Origin of the sequence: Nitrososphaera sp. (assembly GCA_039938515.1) — an archaeon.
Classification (GTDB): Archaea; Thermoproteota; Nitrososphaeria; order Nitrososphaerales; family Nitrososphaeraceae; genus Nitrososphaera.
In genome coordinates this window covers 72,303-92,259 of sequence record JBDUUL010000024.1, presented here as the reverse complement: position 1 = coordinate 92,259, position 19,957 = coordinate 72,303, and the positions used below count along the sequence as shown (strand labels likewise).

Annotated in this window: 20 protein-coding genes; 5 read left to right on the top strand and 15 right to left on the bottom strand. The window is 52.7% G+C overall.

What is annotated here, in order from left to right:
* Window positions 1–48: 48 nt before the first annotated feature.
* From ABI361_13120 to ABI361_13090, 7 genes are all read right to left on the bottom strand, one after another.
* The gene (locus ABI361_13120) at window positions 49–1,008 is read right to left on the bottom strand and encodes a hypothetical protein (protein ID MEO9321601.1); all 960 of its coding nucleotides are present in this window, start codon (window positions 1,006–1,008) and stop codon (window positions 49–51) included.
* A 356-nt stretch (window positions 1,009–1,364) separates the two neighbouring features.
* Complete coding sequence (locus ABI361_13115; GenBank protein ID MEO9321600.1) at window positions 1,365–2,585, bottom strand: YncE family protein; 1,221 nt, start codon at window positions 2,583–2,585, stop codon at window positions 1,365–1,367.
* A 709-nt stretch (window positions 2,586–3,294) separates the two neighbouring features.
* Window positions 3,295–3,432, bottom strand: coding sequence for a hypothetical protein (locus tag ABI361_13110; GenBank protein MEO9321599.1), 138 nt, complete (start codon window positions 3,430–3,432; stop codon window positions 3,295–3,297).
* An 82-nt stretch (window positions 3,433–3,514) separates the two neighbouring features.
* Entirely contained in the window at window positions 3,515–5,047 is a 1,533-nt protein-coding gene (guaA, locus tag ABI361_13105) for a glutamine-hydrolyzing GMP synthase (GenBank protein MEO9321598.1), read from the bottom strand.
* A 6-nt stretch (window positions 5,048–5,053) separates the two neighbouring features.
* The gene (locus ABI361_13100) at window positions 5,054–5,689 is read right to left on the bottom strand and encodes a hypothetical protein (protein MEO9321597.1); all 636 of its coding nucleotides are present in this window, start codon (window positions 5,687–5,689) and stop codon (window positions 5,054–5,056) included.
* 53 nt (window positions 5,690–5,742) lie between these two features.
* Entirely contained in the window at window positions 5,743–5,934 is a 192-nt protein-coding gene (locus tag ABI361_13095) for a hypothetical protein (protein MEO9321596.1), read from the bottom strand.
* A gap of 2 nt (window positions 5,935–5,936) precedes the next feature.
* The gene (locus ABI361_13090) at window positions 5,937–6,686 is read right to left on the bottom strand and encodes a 6-hydroxymethylpterin diphosphokinase MptE-like protein (protein ID MEO9321595.1); all 750 of its coding nucleotides are present in this window, start codon (window positions 6,684–6,686) and stop codon (window positions 5,937–5,939) included.
* Between the two features lie 147 nt (window positions 6,687–6,833).
* Here ABI361_13090 and ABI361_13085 point away from each other — a divergent pair, with 147 nt between their 5' ends.
* The 5 genes from ABI361_13085 (at window position 6,834) to ABI361_13065 (ending at window position 12,094) form a co-directional block, all read left to right on the top strand.
* Complete coding sequence (locus ABI361_13085) at window positions 6,834–9,206, top strand: valine--tRNA ligase (GenBank protein MEO9321594.1); 2,373 nt, start codon at window positions 6,834–6,836, stop codon at window positions 9,204–9,206.
* On the top strand, window positions 9,203–10,228 hold the full coding sequence (locus ABI361_13080) for a zinc-binding dehydrogenase (GenBank protein ID MEO9321593.1): 1,026 nt from the start codon (window positions 9,203–9,205) through the stop codon (window positions 10,226–10,228). Before ABI361_13085 ends, ABI361_13080 begins: the two co-directional genes overlap by 4 nt.
* 77 nt (window positions 10,229–10,305) lie before the next feature.
* A complete protein-coding gene (locus ABI361_13075) occupies window positions 10,306–10,980 on the top strand; it encodes an MOSC domain-containing protein (protein ID MEO9321592.1) in 675 nt (224 codons plus the stop codon).
* Between the two features lie 74 nt (window positions 10,981–11,054).
* Window positions 11,055–11,213, top strand: a complete 159-nt coding sequence (locus tag ABI361_13070; protein MEO9321591.1) for a hypothetical protein — start codon at window positions 11,055–11,057, stop codon at window positions 11,211–11,213.
* A 191-nt stretch (window positions 11,214–11,404) separates the two neighbouring features.
* Window positions 11,405–12,094 carry a redoxin family protein gene (locus ABI361_13065; GenBank protein ID MEO9321590.1) on the top strand — a complete coding sequence of 230 codons (690 nt, stop codon included), beginning with the start codon at window positions 11,405–11,407 and terminating at the stop codon, window positions 12,092–12,094.
* Window positions 12,095–12,121: 27 nt separating this feature from the next.
* On the opposite strand, the gene ABI361_13060 is transcribed toward ABI361_13065, so the two are convergent.
* From ABI361_13060 to ABI361_13025, 8 genes are all read right to left on the bottom strand, one after another.
* Entirely contained in the window at window positions 12,122–13,759 is a 1,638-nt protein-coding gene (locus ABI361_13060) for a molybdopterin-dependent oxidoreductase (protein ID MEO9321589.1), read from the bottom strand.
* A 232-nt stretch (window positions 13,760–13,991) separates the two neighbouring features.
* Window positions 13,992–14,777, bottom strand: a complete 786-nt coding sequence (locus ABI361_13055) for a sulfite exporter TauE/SafE family protein (protein ID MEO9321588.1) — start codon at window positions 14,775–14,777, stop codon at window positions 13,992–13,994.
* A gap of 4 nt (window positions 14,778–14,781) precedes the next feature.
* On the bottom strand, window positions 14,782–15,717 hold the full coding sequence (gene moaCB, locus ABI361_13050) for a bifunctional molybdenum cofactor biosynthesis protein MoaC/MoaB (GenBank protein ID MEO9321587.1): 936 nt from the start codon (window positions 15,715–15,717) through the stop codon (window positions 14,782–14,784).
* 1 nt (window position 15,718) lies between these two features.
* On the bottom strand, window positions 15,719–16,117 hold the full coding sequence (locus ABI361_13045) for a molybdenum cofactor biosynthesis protein MoaE (GenBank protein ID MEO9321586.1): 399 nt from the start codon (window positions 16,115–16,117) through the stop codon (window positions 15,719–15,721).
* Between the two features lie 29 nt (window positions 16,118–16,146).
* A complete protein-coding gene (locus ABI361_13040) occupies window positions 16,147–16,428 on the bottom strand; it encodes a MoaD/ThiS family protein (protein MEO9321585.1) in 282 nt (93 codons plus the stop codon).
* Window positions 16,429–16,436: 8 nt separating this feature from the next.
* Complete coding sequence (moaA, locus tag ABI361_13035) at window positions 16,437–17,429, bottom strand: GTP 3',8-cyclase MoaA (GenBank protein MEO9321584.1); 993 nt, start codon at window positions 17,427–17,429, stop codon at window positions 16,437–16,439.
* 34 nt (window positions 17,430–17,463) lie between these two features.
* On the bottom strand, window positions 17,464–18,732 hold the full coding sequence (gene glp / locus ABI361_13030; GenBank protein MEO9321583.1) for a gephyrin-like molybdotransferase Glp: 1,269 nt from the start codon (window positions 18,730–18,732) through the stop codon (window positions 17,464–17,466).
* A 390-nt stretch (window positions 18,733–19,122) separates the two neighbouring features.
* Window positions 19,123–19,905: a hypothetical protein gene (locus ABI361_13025; protein ID MEO9321582.1), complete on the bottom strand. Its 783-nt coding sequence runs from the start codon at window positions 19,903–19,905 to the stop codon at window positions 19,123–19,125.
* Between the last annotated feature and the right edge of the window lie 52 nt (window positions 19,906–19,957).

The window sequence follows — 19,957 nt, the reverse complement described above, 5'->3', positions numbered from 1 at the left end:
CATGACACATCGCAAGTAACTGGCAGATTTCTTGTTTAAAAAACAAAGTTACTGTTGCGTTGCATTTAGTGAATACCCTTGAACTTCCAATCCAGTTGTGCCAGTCACGCTCCAGTAACCCGACATAGACGCACAAGTGTAAGTCCCCTCTAACCAAGAAAATTGAGATTGGTCAATTTCACTTGTTGAGTTGTATCCAACAGCTAATGGCAGACCTGCGCAGAATGAGTCAACTAGTATACGATATACTCCCTTTGAGTTGCTGTCAGATGTCAGATTGTAAATCGAGAACGCTCCTGAAGCAGTCACGTTCAAGACTTTGCCTGTGACATGGACCTTATTTGTCGGATTGGGATCAGTTGCATTGCTTGTAAAGACTCCGGTGTCACCATTCAGATTACCTGAAGGTCCTGAATCTGGATGGTATTGCAGACATATCATTGCGGACTGTCCCTCATTCATGAGAAAGACAGGAGTGCGAATTGTCAATATGCTGCTATTGGAAAATGCGTTTTCATGATACGGATTTACGCAAAGCTGACTCCGTGCCAAATCAATCTGTGAAACGCCAGCGTTTGAACCCACTGTTGCTTTGGTTACCACAAAGTTCTTCTCAGCCATTGCATTTCCAAACGTCACTACGAGTGTATAGTTCCCCGGCTGGCTAATAGTAAAGCCATGCTGGTTCATTCCAAAAATGCCCAATGCATAACGGTTCGGCTTTTCATTAGCAGCGCATGATGGTGAAAAGTACGAATCACCCGCTATTGATTTTGTACCATTATAAGGCCTGACATAAGCATGTCCTGTGAAGCAGCTAAGCCCATACCCTTCAACGCTTGCCGCAAAGTGAACCTCTTGATTGACTAAGTAGGTGTCATTTACGCCACTTATGGAAACCTTGGAATAGTCTTGTTCTGCGGGCATTTGTAAGGTCGGTGAAAGTATTCCAATTGCAACAATGAACATAATTCCTGCTGTCAAACCAGCAACCACCGCAGCAGTCAAGGTGTTACCCTTAGGCACAACTGCGTTATTGAAAGGTGATAGAATTGAATCTTGCGAGTGATAAGTCCTAATGCAAAATCTTCTTTTGAGACTGGATTCCAAGAAAGCAGGTTTTCTTATGCAAAAAACATAAGGGCACCAACCTGATTACCATCGCATGCTCAAGCAGTGTGTGAGATGTACCGAGGAATTTGTTTGCTTTGACACTTTGCAATGTTGGTGCAAAGATCCTGATATTCAACGTTCGTCAGTGATAGACACAAATGCTTGTGTCTGCCCTGATTGCCTGCTCTCGCCCAAACGAATATCCTATATCGTTGAATAGTCAGTTGATTTCTTGCGTTCTCCAAATGGAATTATTTTCGCTCTGACTTTCTGTGCTTTTGCAATATTAGTATAGTCATAACTGCTGAAGCAAATGCAATTGCTAAGGGAAATGACTCGAATTCAGGCGCCGCAATTCCGCTGTCTGATATTTGGAATATGCCTGTTTGACTATGAATGTACAATTTGTTCGTCGAGGTATCAATAACCACCCCTCTATAGTAGGGGGGCACAGGATTTGCCAGTGCATATGCGAGTTGATTTGTCCTCCCGTCAAGCGTCAGTATTTCGCTATCACCTTGAATAACGTAAAGCCGGTTGTTGTTCGGATTCATGCTGAGTTCAGTATTCAATCCGCTTATCACGGTGATACTTGGGTTTATGATCGTGTTTGAACTACCGTTAACTGCCATCAAGTGATACTGGGAAAGAGAAAACTCACCTTGCTGCGCTGACGAATCTATGGAATTTAGCAAATATGCGACGTTTGTATTTGGATTTACTGCCAGCATGAACGGTCTAACTGTGCTCCATGACTGCGAGGTATTTGAGTAGCTGGTACTCCCAACTGTAATTCTTGAAATTATTGCGTTTGTTAAGCCGTCAATCTTGTAAAGTGTATCATTGTTGTCAATTGCGTAGATAGTATTCGTGTTATAGTTTACAGCGACGTCCGATGCAGGGACATTGATAATGCCTATTGCCCTGTCGGCAGAGCCATCGATAACGGTAATGGAATCGGATGAGGTGGCGTACACTCGATTCGTATTCTGGTTCACGGCTATCCTTGAGTACGGTATGCTTGCATTCTCAATCTGAACTACCTTCGAGCCGTTAAACCCCTTTGAGAAATCTATTACACTGACCGAATAACCCGCTTGGCAATTGCAAGCATGTGTGACGTATACCTTATTCGTTGCAGGGTTGACCGCAATCCGATACGGATATCCACCTATTGCAATACTCTTGGTATGATTTTCTTTCATGTCGATCGCGACTAATGCGTGATTGTCATCATCACTGAAAAATAGCAGACCGGAGTTTGAATCGATACCAACATCATATACATTAAGAATTGAACCGAAAGGAAATGACCTCTCGATTTTCATTGGAATTTGCAGAGCATATGCAATATTGAAAGAAGCAATCACCGAGAGGGACGCCAGTACTGCAAGTAGTGCTTGCTTCCAGTTCATCCTTACTCGCAAAAGACCCGCAACCACCGCAGCTGTTAAGGGATTGCCTTGAGGCATAATTGCGAGAGCGCCAGGACATAGAAATGAAGCTTGCGAGAAGTCTATAACTATGTAAAACATAATTACTGTGATTGATTGCCCTATCAGCCCTGTTTTCAATCGTCTTGGCTAGCGATTTGTATGGCGGAAACCAAACTCTGCCTAATGTATGCATTGGAGGACCGGGAACGGTTTGCGGCGGTTCCCATGCTGCATCAGCTCCTGACCCATTCATTTCTGCAGTCTTGATAGGTTGTGGAGTGGCGCTAATTATGGGCATATTATCTATCAGACGGATTAGGAAAGCAAATAGGGCATTAAGGTGAGATAGGTGGGACACCTAGCGTATCCTGCACTTTGGCACATTGCTATCAGTTGAAACTAGCACACCAGTCGCTACCTGCTTGCGTTTGCAGCAATTTGCCATTAATCAAAGCTATGACGCTTAATGTAACCGGGAGTCAAAGCCGTTCGAACATGAAATGGAGCGTCTCACTAACGCCGTTGAATCATGCAGATGAATCGTCACGAATGCTTATAGCTGCGTCTAGCTTGGTAACTACTACATACTGACCCACATGCCAGCATTGGGGTCCGTGTGAAGAGCTAATGGGGACACTTACCGTCGAAATGAAAAATAAAATCCGGGAAGTCTACCAACTTCACCTGAGCTACACCAAGGTAGCAAGGGAGCTTGGTTAGGATGAGAGAACTGTTGCTAGGTGTATCAAGGATACGCAGACAGCCTCTCCAGCACTTCCGGTTTTTCTTTACCAAACGGGTCATTGCTGCCCTGCCTGAATACTAGCCTCGTATTCTGTACCCTTACCGACAGCCCATAGCCTGTCAGAAATAGCGATTTCACTGCCGCATTTGCTGCTATGCTATGTACCTAAGCTTTACGAGAATACGCGGATTTTCCCGCACAAAAGGGGGGATCTCTATTTTTATTGAGGCTCGATCGTCGCCGGTGGCTTGCTTGACACAGCGTACGTTACCCACGTTGCGCCTTCAACTTCGTTCGTTATCCTGTTGCTCATCTTCTCAATGACTTCGTATGGCAGTCTGGACCAGTCCGCGGTCATGGCGTCGACCGACTCGACAACCCTTATCATCACAATGTGCCCGTACACCCGCTCGTCTCCAAGCACCCCAACGGCCCTGTCGTCCCCTACTGCCGCATAAGCCTGCCACACCTTGTCGTACCACCCCGCAATGCGAAGCTCGTCCTCGACAATCTTGCTTGCCATCTTGCATACCCTAGTTTTTTCCGGCGTGACCTCGCCGATAATCCTGACGGCAAGGCCGGGCCCGGGGAACGGGTGCCTCTTTAACAGTTCATCCGGCACGTCAAGAAGTCTTGCAGCCTTGCGCACCTCGTCCTTGTACAGGTAGCGTAACGGCTCGATAACCTTGAGCTGCAGCCACTTGGGAAGGCCTCCCACGTTGTGGTGGGTCTTTATCACCGCCGCCGGCCCCTTTGACACGCCGCTTTCAATCACGTCGGGATACAGCGTGCCCTGTGCAAGCCACTGGAAAGGCCCTTCCTTCTTTACCACGTCAGCAAAGACATGGGCAAACTCTTCTCCGATTATCTTGCGCTTTTGCTCCGGGTCCGCAACCCCCTTGAGCTTGTCAAGGAACTGCTTCTCCGCGTCCGCGTAAATGACTTCTATCCCAAGGTGGTCGCGGAACAGCTTCAACACTTCATTTTCCTCGTCCTGCCTCAGCAGGCCGTGGTTCACAAACAGGCACCTGAGGTTGCTGCCAATTGCCCTGTGCATCAGGGCCGCTACGGTTGTTGAATCAATGCCGCCGCTTACGGCGGCAAGCACCTTTTCATCTCCCACCTGGCTGCGGATTTCCTGGATCGCATTTTCGATAAAGCTCTCCATGTCCCAGTCCGGCTTGGCGCCACTAATCTGCTGCGCAAAGTTCTTCAGAATCTGCGTGCCCTTGTCCGTATGCACCACCTCAGGGTGGAACTGGATTCCGTAGAATTTCTTGGCCGGGTTTCCAATCGCAGCCGAAAAAGAGCTGTCCGTGTGCGCAAGCACCTTGAAGCCCTCGGGCAGCTGCTCGGCCGCATCGCCGTGGCTCATCCAGCAGTTGATGTTCTGCCCAACGCTTTTGAATAGGTCTGACCCGTCGTCAATCTTCAGGCCCGCGCGCCCGAACTCCTTTGTCGCGGCCTTTTTCACCTTGCCTCCGAAGCTGTCCACAAGGACCTGGTGGCCATAGCAGATCCCAAGAATCGGCTTGTCCATCGCAAAGATGCCATTGTCCGGCTTGGGCGCGCCTTGCGCATAGACGCTTGCAGGGCCTCCGGATAGTATGATGCCACTTGGATTGATCTCCTTGATTACCTTCAGAGGCGTGTTGTATGGCAGAAGCTCGCAGTAGACGTTTGCCTCCCTTATCCGCCTGCAGATAAGGTGGCTGTACTGTGAGCCAAAGTCAAGTACTACTATCTTGTCCATGGCGGCCTACTGACCGCCCTTTTCCAGCATCCTGGTAAATACCCACGAGCTGGTGTTGAATATCTCATTAAGCCTCTCCTTGTCCCTGTAGTTGTTTATCGTTATTTTCCTGATAACGTTTGCCGGGTCTTCCTCCACGATGTACGTAAGGGCGTCTGACTCCTTGAGCGAGCCCTGCGTAACCAGCGTGGCGTCCTTGCTCTTCATGCCCTCGACTATTCTGTTGATAAAAAACGACTTGAACGGGGGCGTGTTGGAGTTCAGGTTTATTCCCTGTACCGGCGTAATCGTGACTGCTGCCGGCGTCACCTCTGCGTTTGCAAGCATCATGTCGTCCTTGGCCCTCTTGAGCGGCCTGACTTCCTTGTCGCTTGACTTCATTGCAGGCAGAGTTGCCTGAGGCGGCACCGCCGTTGAAGCTGCAGCCGGATTCTGCCTGGAAGGTTGTGCGGCAGGCGGACTTCTCTGGGTACCCGAGAACGCTGCGGCAGCCCTGAAGCTACCCTGTTTTAGCAGACTGTCAATCACCGACAGCGTGATGCGCAGCCTGTCGACCTCGTCCTGCTTGTCTGAAATCTGCTTGACAAGCCATTCCCTGATGTCGGCGGCGCGCCTGATATCCTCTTCAGTATAACCTGACATCCACTGATTACGTCCAATCTCCTGTTTAAATGATATTTATAATATTGCCGTCGTTACCTGCCGGCCTGCCGGTCCTTCTTTTTCTGCACGCTGGCGCGCTTGCGCCTGTTTATGGATATTGCTATCGCACCCGCGCCTATCCACAGGATGGCTGCCGGAAAGTACTGGTGGTAATACCACGCCACCGCGCCAAGTACTGCAACGACCATCCCAACTATGGACAGTGCCTGGCGCTGCTTGACCATGGCTAGCGCGTTACCAGCGGTGCAAAGCCCCTGATTGGCTTTTTGGAGGCGTCCGCAAGCTCTGAGCGCGACTGCTTTGCAAGCATCTCAAGGAGGCGCTTGCCTGCGTCCATCTTTTTCTTTTTCAGCTCCGGGTCCTTGACATCTTCCTTGGAGTACTTGCCCGGAGCACTGCCAAAGTCCATGCCGACAAGCACTATCTTTTTGGCGCCAAACTCTTCAGCAAGAAAGACCGCCCTGTCGCCGTCCGTAAAGCCGCCAAAATTATGCACGTTGTCAAGCGGCATTACCTGGGTCGTGCCAACCAGCTTTTTCATCTTGGGTACAATCCTTTTTATCAGTTCGACGTTGTCGCCGTGCGCATGGACGACCATGATGGCCCCGCGTTTTTCCGCGTCCAGAAGCGCCGAAGGCCTGCCGTCAAGGTCCGTAACGACAATGTCCGGCTTTATCTTGTGCTCAAGCAGAAACAGCGCCGCGCCGTCTGCGGCTATCTTGACAGCCACCTTGTTCTTCTTCAGATACTTTACTATCTTTTCACTTTCAGCCTCGTCGTCCAGACTGGGGCCAGCCCCGACTACAATCACGTTCTTGCGGGAGATCTTTTTCTGCAGGACCTTGGTGTCGCCTGGTGTCTTTTTCTTCCTTATCAGTTCCGACAGGATCCTTGCGGCTTCCTGGTCCTTTTCTGTGCTGTAGCCAAATTCCGCCCGAATTCCCTGATAGTAAGGGAACCAGTCTGCAAACTTCACGAAATGGACTGCGCGGAGGTTAATATTAATATCTTGTGCACAGGGTGCGAGGCGGCGCGTTCTTTTTGCCACCAGCCAGCCGGCGACACCTTTCAGGTCAACCTTAATAACGGCACCAGGTTCAGTGAGGAAAAGCACGGAACAGAGATGCCAGAACCCAAGATCCAGTCGACCTCCTGGAACCCGGAAATTGAAAAGTCTATACTCAAAAGGTGGCAGGACGATAATACCTATGCATTTTTGCCGGCCGACAGGAGCAGGCCCGCATTTGTCATTGACACGCCGCCTCCCTACCCATCCGGCAGGCCCTGGCACATTGGAGCCGCGGCGCACTATGCCCAGATAGACATGATCGCCCGCACCGCAAGGATGTCTGGCAAGAACGTGCTCTTTCCCATAGGCATTGACAGAAACGGCCTTCCAGTCGAGATTTACACCGAGAAAAAGTACAAGATCCGGATGCGCCAGATGGACAGGCAAAAGTTCTTGGACCTCTGCAAGGGCGCGCTGGACGACCTTGAAGCCGAGATGCTCGAGATTATGAGGAGCATGGGGCTGTCAGGGGATTTTGCAAATTACTACAGGACTGATTCTGACGATTACCGCTCGCTCACCCAGGCGACCTTTATCCGCCTCTGGCGGCAGGGGCTCGTCTACCTGGCAAACAGGCCGAACAACTACTGCCCTGACTGCGGAACCACGATAGCCGATGCCGAGATTATCCACGACGACCTGCCCACAAAGCTAGTGCACATGAAGTTCAAAGTTGCGGAAACCGGCGACACGCTGACCATTGCCTCGACGCGGCCGGAGCTTCTTTTTGCCTGCCAGGCGGTAATAGTAAACCCCGAAGACGATCGCTACAGGGCGCTTCAGGGCAAGCACGCCTCCATTCCTATCTTTGAAAGGCAGGTGGAAATCCGACCGCACCACTCGGCCAAGCCCGAGTTTGGAACAGGAGCCGTAATGGTGTGCAGCTATGGCGACCAGAACGACGTGCAGGTATTCCGCGAGCTGGGGCTCAAGGAGATAGTGGCCCTGAGCGAAAACGGCGTCACGACGGAGGCCGCCGGGCAGTACCAGGGCCTGCGGATAAACCAGGCGCGGACGCGGATCGTAGACGACCTAAAGGCGGCGGGGCTTGTTGAAAAGGAGGAAAGCATCATGCACAGCACACCGCTTTGCGAGCGCAGCAAGACCCCCATCGAGATTATCCCGCTGCACGACTATTACGTCAAGCAGCTAGAGTTTGTGCCAAAACTCAGAGAGCTTGCCATGACGGAACTCAAATTCCATCCCGAGATGCACCGCCAGATACTCCTCAACTGGCTCGATTCGGTTGCCATTGACTGGCCCGTGTCGCGCCGGAGGTTCTACGGAACCGAAATCCCAATCTGGTACTGCAACAGCTGCGGTACGCCAAACCTCCCATCTCCAGGCGGCTACTACCGGCCGTGGAAGGAAAAGCCGCCCTTTGAGCGCTGCGAAAAGTGCGGAGGCTCAGATTTTACCGGCGAGGACCGCACCTTTGACACCTGGATGGATTCGAGCATCTCGCCTCTTTACGTTACCAGGTACGGGCGAGACGAGCAGCTGTTTTCCTACGGGTATCCCACGGCGCTTCGGCCGCAGGCAAAGGACATCATTCGCACCTGGCTGCACTACACCATGCTCCGCTGCGTGCAGCTGACCGGCAAAATCCCGTGGCATGAGGCGTGGATAATGGGCTACGGTGTCGACGAGAAGGGCGAAAAAATGAGCAAGAGCAAGGGTAACGTCATTGACCCATTTCCCGTGATTCAAAAGTACGGCGCTGACACGTTCCGCTTCTGGTCCGCGAGCGAGACAGGCCTTGGCTATGACTTTCGCTGCTCCGAGCAGAGGATCGCCGGAGCGCAAAAGTTCCTTTCAAAGCTCTGGAACATTGCGCGCTTTTTGTCCTCATTTCCGGTGGCCAAAGAACCAGCGGAACTGGTGCCGACAGACGCATGGATTCTTGCCGAGCTAGGCAGGCTCGAACAGGAGTGCAAGCGGGGATATGACGGGTATGACTTTTGGATACCGGCCAACGCAATCAGGGAGTTTACGTGGAACGTCTTTGCGGCGCACTATGTCGAGATGGTCAAGGGGCGCGCCTACGACACCGCCCATCCGGGCCACCAGTCAGCGCTCTATACGCTGCACAAGTGCTTCTCTACAATACTCCTGCTCCTTGCACCCATAACGCCCTTTGCCACGGAGGAGCTCTGGGACAAGATCTACGCAGACGGCAAGAGCATACACCTCCACGATTACCTGAGCTCGATAAAATCCGGCTCGCAGCAAACTGGCCAGAGCGAGACCACAAAGGCCATCACGGACTTTAACTCCCTTGTCTGGAACAAAAAGAAGGAGACCATTTCAAAGGAGACGGGCAAGCCGCTCTCACTTAAAGACTCGATTGACATCGAGGTGCCGGAAAAACTCGCCCCCTTCAGGCCCGACCTGGAAGCAATGCACAACATCAAGAGACCTCAATGAGGGCCGCCCCGTTTTTCGAGCATGGGCCCGCCGGCGTAATCAGGTACCATGACTCGTTTCCCGACCCTGCGGCCGTCAAGGGCAATGTAGCCGTCCGCGTCGAGTGCTGCGGCGTAAACCATCTTGACATCTGGACGCGCCAGGGCATACAGGGCAGAACGATCCGGCTTCCACATATCTGCGGCTGCGATATCGTGGGCCGCGTCGAGGGGGCCAAAGGTAGGACAAGACGCGTTCTCGTTTATCCCGGCATCAGCTGCGGCAGGTGCATCGCATGCAGGTCAGGCGCGGAAAACCTGTGCAGCAGGTTTGCGATTATTGGCGGGATGAGCGACTATGACGGCGGCTATGCGGAGCTGGTGTCAGTCCCGGCGCGAAATATTATTGACATTCCGAGCTCGCTTGGGACCGCGGCTGCGGCGACGCTGGCAGTCTCGTACCTCACTGCCTGGAACATGCTCAGGACCAATGGGGCGGGCAAAAACAGCACCTTGCTGGTTTACGGTGGCTCAAGCGGAATTGGAATGGCAACCATACAGCTCTCAAAGGCTCTGGGGGTACCCATGGTGATTACCACCGCCTCGACGGAAGAGAAAAGGGATTTCTCAAAGGACCTTGGCGCAGACTATGTCATTGACACTACCGGAGACATTGCTGCACGAGTTTCCGAGATCACCGGAGGCAGGGGCGTCGACATCGTGATAGACCACGTCGGTGCCGCTACATGGACTGCGAGCATCAGCTCCCTGAAGCAAGGCGGGCGCATGGCGGTTTGCGGCATGACCTCGGGCAACGACGCCGTTGTTCCAGTACGCGCCTTTTACACCAAGCAGCTGATAATGACCGGAGCCCTCCTTGGCACAAAGGCCCAGCTGGCAGAGCTCGTGCGGTTTGTGGCACGCAAGAAAATCCACCCGGTCATTGATTCCGTGTTTGCACTCAAAGACGCCAGGCTGGCACAGGAGAGGATGGAGAGTGGCAGGCACATGGGCAAGATACTGATAGACTGCAGGAGCATGTAGCCCCGCTAGAATCCTTTTTTTCGACCTTGTGAAGTTCACGTACCAGATCCAATAATGCATCTCCTCTCAATTTAATATTGAGGCAAGACCCAGAGGTAGAGATGGCGAAGGTTCTTTCGCTAAACGTGGGGCTTCCATGCACCGTCGAATTTCATGGAAGGCCCGTGACCACCGGAATCTTCAAAGAGCCAGTAGAGGGGCGGCTGAAGCTGAGCAGGCTAAACTTCGACGGTGACAGGCAGGCTGACCTGACTGTTCATGGCGGATTCGACAAGGCCGTGTATGCCTACCCTGCAGAACATTACGATTACTGGAAAAAAAGGGTGACTGGCCGCAACCTGCCATGGGGCATGTTTGGAGAGAACTTGACGACTGAAGGTCTGCTTGAAGACCAAGTCGATATCGGTGACATATTTCGGGTCGGCTCGAGCGAAATAGTCGCCACGCAGCCCAGAATGCCTTGCTACAAGCTCGGAGTAAAGTTTGGGAACATGGAGATTGTCAGACAGTTCATGGAAAGCAGGCTTACAGGCATCTACTTCAGGGTTCTGCGGGAGGGAGATGTTGGAGTCGGAGACGCGATCGAAAACATACATCGCGATGAGAATGATATCAGGGTCAAAGATGTCGTCAGAATTGCAGCCGGGGAACGCGTTGATACCCGGATGCTTGAGCGCGCAATTCGCGTCAAGGCGCTTGCAGAAGGCTGGCGGCAAGAATTTCGTGAACTGCTTTCAGGCAGAGTGGACTAGAGAATTCAGAAAGAAAGCGATTCCATCAGCCCGGGCTGCTCGGTAGAGGTCGTGAACGAACAGGCCCCAAAAAATTGACTTATCCGGCTCTCGTAACAATTGTGGCAGAAATTCAGATGGTTGGACTCGCGCTCTCGTCTAACAAAGATGGTGTAGCATACCTGCATGGCAGAAATCTGCCTTCCGCACGCCCTGCATTCGACTGGAAGGCCGCTACCAACCAGTCTTCTTAACAGGTGAAAGCGGTATGTGCCGTCTTGATCGTTCAACCGATCGGTAACAGGCAGGATTTGTATTTGAAGTTGGTGGCGTGGCGTACGCATTCTTCAGCGCGAGAAAGTCCGGTTCTGCTTTTAGCTGACTGCATGTTGCTGCGGAAGAGATCTGGAAAAATCTATTTAGGATGGTATTTGGCCGGATCCGCATGAAGGTACCTGCCGCATTAATTGGTATTGCCTGCGTAGCGGTCGCCTTTGTTGTCGTCGCACTATATCCAAGCGGCGAGGGATCCTCCGTCGTAAGCAATCGGCAGATTTCGCAGCCAAAGGTTCCCGTTAACCAATCCTCGCAGGCCGCCGAACCCAAGGCGAGCCCCGCGACGGTAACACTTTCGCGCAACGCTACTTCCGCGACGGCTTCAGTGGTAGTGGACGAAACGCAATTCAGAAAAGCGCCGAATTTTGCCGGGATAACCGGCTACATAAACACCGGTCCAGTAAACATCGGCGACCTGAAAGGCAAGGTTGTTCTTGTAGACTTTTGGACCGTTGACTGCATAAACTGCGAGCACACGATGCCCTACGTTGTTGACTGGAACAGCAAGTATTCGGGCAAAGGGCTGGTTATAGTCGGGGTGCACACTCCCGAGTTTGGCTTTGAAAAAGACATGGGAACTGTGCAGGCGGCCGTCAAGGGATTTGGGATACAATTTCCGGTCCTCCAGGATAACAGCTACCAGACATGGCAGGCATATGGCAACCACTACTGGCCACACATGTACCTGATAGACTCCGCTGGATACATCAGGTACGATCACATTGGAGAGGGGTCGTATGATGTGACCGAGAACATGATCCAGACGTTGCTGGCGGAACGCCCTGTTCAGTCAGGCTAGCCCGTTGCCAACCAACGTACTAGTATTTCAAGCAGCCTGCCTCGTGGCTGTCACGCTGACAGTGTGGTAGCCCGACGAGCCTGAAGGAAATGGCGGCTGAAACCCCATCCCCTGCATATTTCCGCTCCCATCAAAAGCTCTCACGGTTATCTCGTACCTACCTTCGGAGGGTGGGCTCCATTCCGCGGACCACAGGACCCATGTATTGGCACTTGACAGGGGCTGCTTTATGTGGGCCGGCTGCCAAGTGTTCCCTCCGTCAGTGCTGAGCTCGACTTTCGATATTCCCCTGTCTCCAGCGAACGCAACGCCTGCGACTGGCACCTTGCTTCCAACTTTCACCGTAGTCGGCACACCCAGGTCGCCAAACCTTTTCGCCAGGGCGTTTCCAGGCACCACTATGGTCGAATGAATTTTGTACATTGCGTCGTTGCTCCATCCCCTCCTCTGCCAGAACCCTTCGTATTCTGTCCCGACAAGCTCGATAGACGTTATCCATTTTGGGTTCATCATTCCGTAAAGGCCTGGAACGATTGCCCTGAGGGGGTAGCCGTGGTCTCTTGGAAGCGGTGATCCGTTCAGCTCGTAGGCCAGAAAGGCCCCGCCAAGGCCTCGGTCGAGCGGCACTCCGACGTCGTAGCCGTCGTAGCACCTGAATACAATATAGGTCGCTTCATTCTTTATCCCCGCCTTCTCCAGGACGTCTTTTAGCATAACACCTTTCCAGTGCGCGGTGCTCGTGAGGTCTCCTCCAACTTGGTTGCTGACGCACTCGAGAGTCACGTAACGCTCGACCGAGGGCATGGACTTTAGATCCTCATAAGAAAGCGAGAGGCTGTTGTTCACCAGCCCTCCCACCATCAGGCTCCACATGCTCGCGTCGATAAGCGGAGTGACAATGTTCGTGTCAACCCTGTAAAACTCATCACTCGGGGTTATCTCCGAGCGGTAGAGTGATTGTACCGCGGCGGGCAGCATGGACGTGGAATTGGCAAGCGACGTGGGAGAAGCTGGGGCAAGGGGAGCGGACCCTGCGCCTGCATTCCCGCTAGAGAACCACTGGTAAAAGAGCGCAGAAGCGATGGAGCCTCCAGCAATAACCCCCATGATGCTGATGAATTCCTTCCTGCTCACCTTGCGAGATACATGGCTCGCTGCAAGGTCAGGCTGATCTGTCCCGGCGCGTACAACCGGTGACGGTTTCTTGCGCCTGGGAGGTGCTGCAAACAGGTAATAAAATACCAGGCCGAAAGCCACGTGTGGGGGCACCAGAAACAGGGCGATCAAGGGCAACGTAAGAGGCTGCGACGCGATCTCGGTTATTTTTGTAAGGACTACCGCTATTGCAAGCATTATGGCAAACGGGACAAGCATGAATACCAGCATGTTGAGTGCCTTTCCCCTCGACTGAAGCCGCCGGTAGAGAGGAAGGAGCAACACTCCAATTGCGCCATACACCACTAGGCAGCCCACTATGGCGCCTGAAAACGCGGAGTATTTCGCGAGGGAGCCAAGCTCTGCAATGGCCTGCGACTCGATCGTGCCTGGCGTCACCGAGAACAGAGCTTGCGAGGCAAGTTCTGGTACAAATATTCCTCCAAGCGTGCGGAGATCATATGAAAAAAGCAGAGCTACGGCGCCGGCAATGACGCCGACTACAAACACCTTAATGACAGAGTGCAGACCGATCCCTCCCTACGTCCGTAGTTACTAGTCGATTAGAATAAATGCCAGGGATACGCTGGGGCGCGACTTGCTCCAGACACACCGCCAGAACAACAGCGGGAAGCGGGGCTGCAATTCTGTACAATGCAGAGGCTAATTGCGCGACTTATTTATCGATTATTCCAGATCTTGGGCCCAAGTATCATGTCTGAGTCCGCGCAGGACGCAGTCCTTAGGCTTTAAGCAGCTGGTTCAGCAGCAATAGAGTTGCGGCGACTGCAACAAGCGCCCCTACTATAATCCTGATCCTGTCATGGTCAAACTTGAATGCCCCAAACCTTGACCCGATCAGCCCGCCCGCAAGGACCACCAATGCAAGTGGGATCACGAGCGAGAGGTCAACTGGTTTTCCAATCGAATGCCCCGCGAATCCGCTTATCGAGTTTGCAAGTATGAAAAGACTAGCAGTGGCAGCAGCCTTTTTTGGATCCGCCAAGCCGGTCAGGATAAGCAGCGGAGAGAGCCAGATCCCGCCCCCAATGCCAACTACGCCGGCGAGGACACCCAAGGCCGAACCCGTTGGCACGCCTACCACCACAAGTTTCATGCGACTTACATTGAGTTTCATTACCTTTTCGCGCTGCCTCTTGATCAAAGTACCCGATATCAAGAGGGCTGCGGACGCGGCATACATCGTTAACACAAAAATGAGTGCGAGCTCCTTCTGCGTGAGCACAATGAGTGCGGAGGCAAACGCAAACGGCACGGAAGAAAGGAACGGGGCGGACAGGCTGAGTGACAGGTACCCCGCCCTTGCATAGTTAACCAGCGCCATCGATGACGCCACTATGTTCAGGATCAGTGAAATCGGAGGCACCATGAACAGGCTTATTCCCGCAAGAACGAGAATTGCGATATAACTGCTCCCGCCGCCAAACCCGACGCTGGAATAGACAAAGCTTACCCCGAAGAATAAGGGGGCGAGCAGAAATATCGTATTGGTTGCCGAATCGTTCACGGCGCTAATGATTGTGGCCCAGTCCTTCCATCATTCTGTATAGGTGCAGTAATCCTGGAAACACTGAATCAAGCGACTCCGAGACTGCTCTTGTGCTACCCGGCAAATTCACAATTACCGTCTTTCCCCTCACGCCCGCAACCCCTCTTGAAAGCATGGACAAAGGAGTCCTCTTCTGGCCGTGGGCCCGCAGCGCCTCCATGATCCCGGCCGCCTCTTTTTCAATTACTGCCTTTGTTGCCTCCGGTGTTACATCACGTTGACCAAAGCCCGTCCCTCCAGTAGTCATGACAAGGTCAACCTTTAGATCATCGCAGAACTCCTTCAGCTCGGCCGCAATGCGATGGACGTCGTCAGGTACTATCTTGAAAGAGACGACCTGAAACCCCTGCTCGCCGAGCCTCTTGGCGACAACCTTGCCTGACACGTCGTCCTTTTCATGTCGAGAGTCGCTTGCAACCAGCACTGCGGCCGTGAGCCTTCTATCGAACTTTTCCGCAAAGGAATTGAGGCCTCCGCGCTTTTCTATCAGCTTTATCGACTCTATAGATAGACCGTCATCGACTGGCTTTAGCATGTCATAGACGGTGAGCGCGGCAATCGAGGCTCCTGTGAGAGCCTCCATTTCCACGCCGGTCTTCCAGACAGCTTTCACGCTCACCGTGATTTCAACAGACAGGTTCCTGGCAGCAATGTCAACTTTTATCGAGTCCAGCGGCAGGGGATGGCAGTACGGCAACAAGTCCCATGTCCGCTTGGCCCCCATGGTGGCTGCAATCCTTGCTGCGTCGAAAATGTTTCCTTTCGGGGATTTGCCTTCGTTGATTATTTCCATCGTTGCAGGGGAGCCTATCTTTACTGTCGCCCGTGCGACTGCCGATCGCAGCGTATCGGGCTTGGCGGATATGTCTACCATGCCGGGGGTGCCTTCGCCTGCCATGTCAATCACCCTCTGGCAAAACTCCTTCCGCCCACGCCGCGCCATTTTCTAACACTTCTTTTTTCCAGATTGGAACGCGGGCCTTTACGGTATCGATTCCGTACCTGCACGCGTCAAAGGCTTCCTTTCTGTGCTCCGCAGACACCGCGACTGCGACGCTGGCCTCGCCAACGCCAAGAGTTCCGATTCTGTGCACAATCAACACTTTCTTTACATGCCATCTTTTCATAATCTCGCTTTCAATTTCGGCGATCGCTTTCTCTGCCATCTCTCTGTATGATTCGTAATGGATTTCAAAAACGCGGCCCTTTTCGCTATGATCCCTGACGCTTCCTACAAATAATGCGGTGGCGCCGGCAGAGGCATCGCCCACCTCGGCGAGCATCTTGCAGACGTCAATGACACTGTTGACTATCGAAATGAACTTCGCTAACCTCCGCTGATTGGGGGAAGAATGGCCACCTCGTCGCCCTGGGTTATGAAAACCTTGGATTCGTCGATTACAACAGTGTGATTTACGGCCAGCACAAACGGTACCTGTTTTGACACAAGTTCTGGATACATCGCAAAAACCCTCTCCCTGAGCTTCTCTGCCGACAGCCGGGTGCCATCCAGTCTTATCAGCACCTCGCCTCTTCCTGCCATCTCGCGGACAGATGCAAATAGCCTTACCTTTACGCCTGGATGATCCTGCCCATCTCTGTCCAGCATTTCTGCCATCATCCTCCTATCTCGTGCATCATATTCAACTTTGGCCTGAGCCGACCAAGTCTTATGATGGCGGCTATGCCTTCAGGCTTGTTCCTCATGCCCTCCGCGATGTAGTCTGCTATCTCGCCATCACTTTTTCCTCCGCGAAGCAGGTTCTTGACATCATGGCCGGGGTTTTCAAAGAGACATGTCAGGAACCGGCCGTCCGAAGTTATCCTTACCCTGTCGCAGCCTCCACAGAACGGCTCGGTGATAGAGGGGATAAAACCTACAATCCCGGTCCCGCCGATCGAGTAAAGCTGGGCAGGCTCCGAGCCGGGATTTCCAAGAGCGATCGGCTCGCCCAGAGCGGCCCTCAGTTTTTCAATTATTTCGCCTTTGCCAAACACCAGGTTTGGCGCCCAGATCCCGGATCCGTCAAGCGGCATGAATTCGATGAACCTTACCGCAAGCCCGGTATCCACTGCAAACTTTGCAAAGTCAACCACCTCGTCGTCATTCCAGCCCCTGATTACCACGGTATTTACCTTCACTTCAAGGCCCGCGTTGCGGGCCAATGAGATGCAATTCACGACTCTTGCCACGCCGTCGACGCCGGTCATGGCCTCGAACCTTTCGCGCCGGAACGTGTCGAGACTGATGTTTACGCTGGCAAGGCCTGCCTCTTTAAGCTGATTGATTTTATCTCCGAACAACAGGCCATTAGTGGTGATGCTGACTGACCTTATGCCATCAATCTTTGCGAGTTTGCTTACCATCTTCTCGATTCCGGATCTCAGCATCGGCTCCCCTCCGGTGATCCTTATCTTTTCGATTCCAAGACTCGCAAAAATCCTGGCAAGCCTTATGATCTCTTCATCGTTCAGAACCTCGGCAGAATCGATCCATTTGTTGTTTCCTTGCGGCATGCAGTAGACGCACTGCATGTTACACCTGTCGGTAATTGAGATCCGCAACTTTTTGGCGACCCTGCCAAAGCCATCGACCAGCTGGCTAGCCACGCCGTCCGTCCTCCTGAAGCAAGAATCTCGTCATCTAGTCGATGCTCCTGAATGGAATAACTTCGACTTTCTCACCCTTCCTCAGCATTTCCCTGTCGTCTACTATTACCATGCCGGTAGCGTCTACCAGAGTAGACAAAAGCCTGGCACCGGCGGCGCTTATTGGCTCCGCAGCGTAGCCACCTGCGAGAGAATCACTTATTCTTGTCACCTTTACTCTGATGAATGTCCGCATCTTCGCATGCACCCTGACCGACTTGGTGAGTTTTGCTACAGGGTTTGCCTTGGCAGGGCCGGAAGTCTGCAGTATCCTCTGGAGCACCGGCCTGCCAAAGGTGTAGAAAGCGACAAAGGCCGAGACAGGAAATCCAGGAACAAGAATTACCGGCCTGCCATTTACTATTCCAAGCCCCGTAGGCGAGCCCGGCTTCATGGCAACTCCATGAACTACCAGTCCCGGCTTTCCCATAGCATTTACGAGCTCTGGCACGTAATCTGTTGGCCCCACAGAGGTCCCCCCGCATACTACGACCATGTCGTATTCAGCCGCCTCCTTTAGCCTGGATGATATGGCAGGCCTGTCGTCTTTGCACAATCCCAGATCGATTGGCTCTGCGCCGCACTCTTGTACCATGCAGGAGATCATGTACCTGTTGCTCTCAAAAATAGAAGTCCGGTCAAGCCTGCCACCCGGCTCTACGAGTTCGCTGCCAGTAGCAATTATTGCTACCCTGGGCTTTCGAAAGACAGGAACTTTATCGAGCCCGATCGTGGCCAAAAGGCCGACGTCCTGCGAGGCCAGCCACCTTCCATTTTTCAACATAACGCGGCCTTTCTTCATGTCCTCGCCAACGAGCGAGACGTTTTCGCCGGATTTCACCTTGTTAAAGATCTTTACGTCAGACCCACGTAGGCGGGTATGTTCAGACATAACCACCGCGTCAGCTCCCATAGGGAGCCGTGCCCCCGTAGCTATAGAAAGGGCCTCCCCGTCTCTGATTTCGTACGTCATCGCCTCGCCTGCACTCAACTTGCCAATTATTGCAAGGATAACAGGTTCTTTGTCAGACGCAGTGGCTACGTCTTTGGACCTTATCGCATAGCCATCCATTGATGCTTTGGCAAAAGAAGGGATATCGAAAGGTGTGATGATGTCTTTGGCAAGGACCCTCCCGTGTGAAGCGAGCAGGCTTGCCCCTTCTATGGCAGGCTCCAACTTTGACCAGTTGATTAAGGAGAAGAACTTTTCTGTAGCCGCATCAACGCGCATGTGGCCTTTGGGGCCCTTTCTAGGCTCGCGCAAACTTTCAATCACCTAGAGTCTTCGAAATCGCGCAGCAGCGAGTCATAGCACGACTAATAGTTCTAGATTTTAGCAACATTGTATTGTGCCCCCGGCCACTACAAATTCGAGCATTCGCGAAAAGCAAACTACATCGCCCTCGGAAGCTATAAAGCCTTTTTTCCAGATCATTCTTTTAAGGCAATCCGTCGGCGATTTCGGATGCTGGGCAGTCAATTTCAAGATGATCTGGAAGCCCGAGATCGCCTAGGAGGGTTCGACATATTCCTTGCTTGGTTACCGCGGCCTTGCCTGTTGATGTAAATAATCTCATAAGTGCCGGTAACCGTGGATATTGTGATAGCCAAATTAGCAAATGAAATTGCTCAGGAGGTGCTTATGAGATGGGTTCTAGGCATTTGACTGAATTCTCCTCTTTGCTACAAATGCATAGGAGAAGGAAGAAGAGATTACTGTTGCGGCCAAGACCGGCCCTGACCACTCTGGAATGTCGAAATTTGCAAACGCGCCTATTCCTTCTGCTATCGCCACGGTGAGGGCGACCCCGCTCAGCCCGTACGCCATGTACCGGAAAGCCTTGGTCTGGAATATCTTCCAGAAAGCCGAGCGGATAAGAACGCTGTTCAGGGTGTCCATCGCAGTCATGCCGATGCCAAAGACGGCTACCAGTGTGAGGGAGACCTGCAGTCCCTGGGTCGCCGACGCGACGGCGGAAAGCGAAACTGCAGCAATCAGCGAAGCAGTCTCAAAGCCTATTCCAAATACATTTCCTGTAATGAATGAAGATCCGTAAGGGCCGAGTTTTCCAGTCCTGTTTAGCACCTTGCCGGCGAGCATGGCGGTGCCGGTCCTTCCCCACTTTTTCATTGCGTATAGATTAATCAGTCCAATACTGCCAAGTGCAACCGCGCCAAGAAGGCTGCTAAACAATCCAAAACTTTCGCTCCTGGCGATATTGCCAACTACAAATACCACGATAAGCAATTCCGCAAGGACTGAAGCCATGTGGCCCGCGCTGAAGGCCGTGCCTACCAGTCTCGTCCTCTTTGACGCGTTGTGCAAGCGCACCAAGCTATCGATCGCAGAGATGTGATCGACATCCAGCCCGTGACGTAGACCGAGGATAAGCATTGTGGGCACAGACACTGCCACCACAGCCCCCAGGTCTACCATAGGTGTTCACAGCCCAAAGTCTGATATATAAGAGCTTGAACAGTTTATCCAA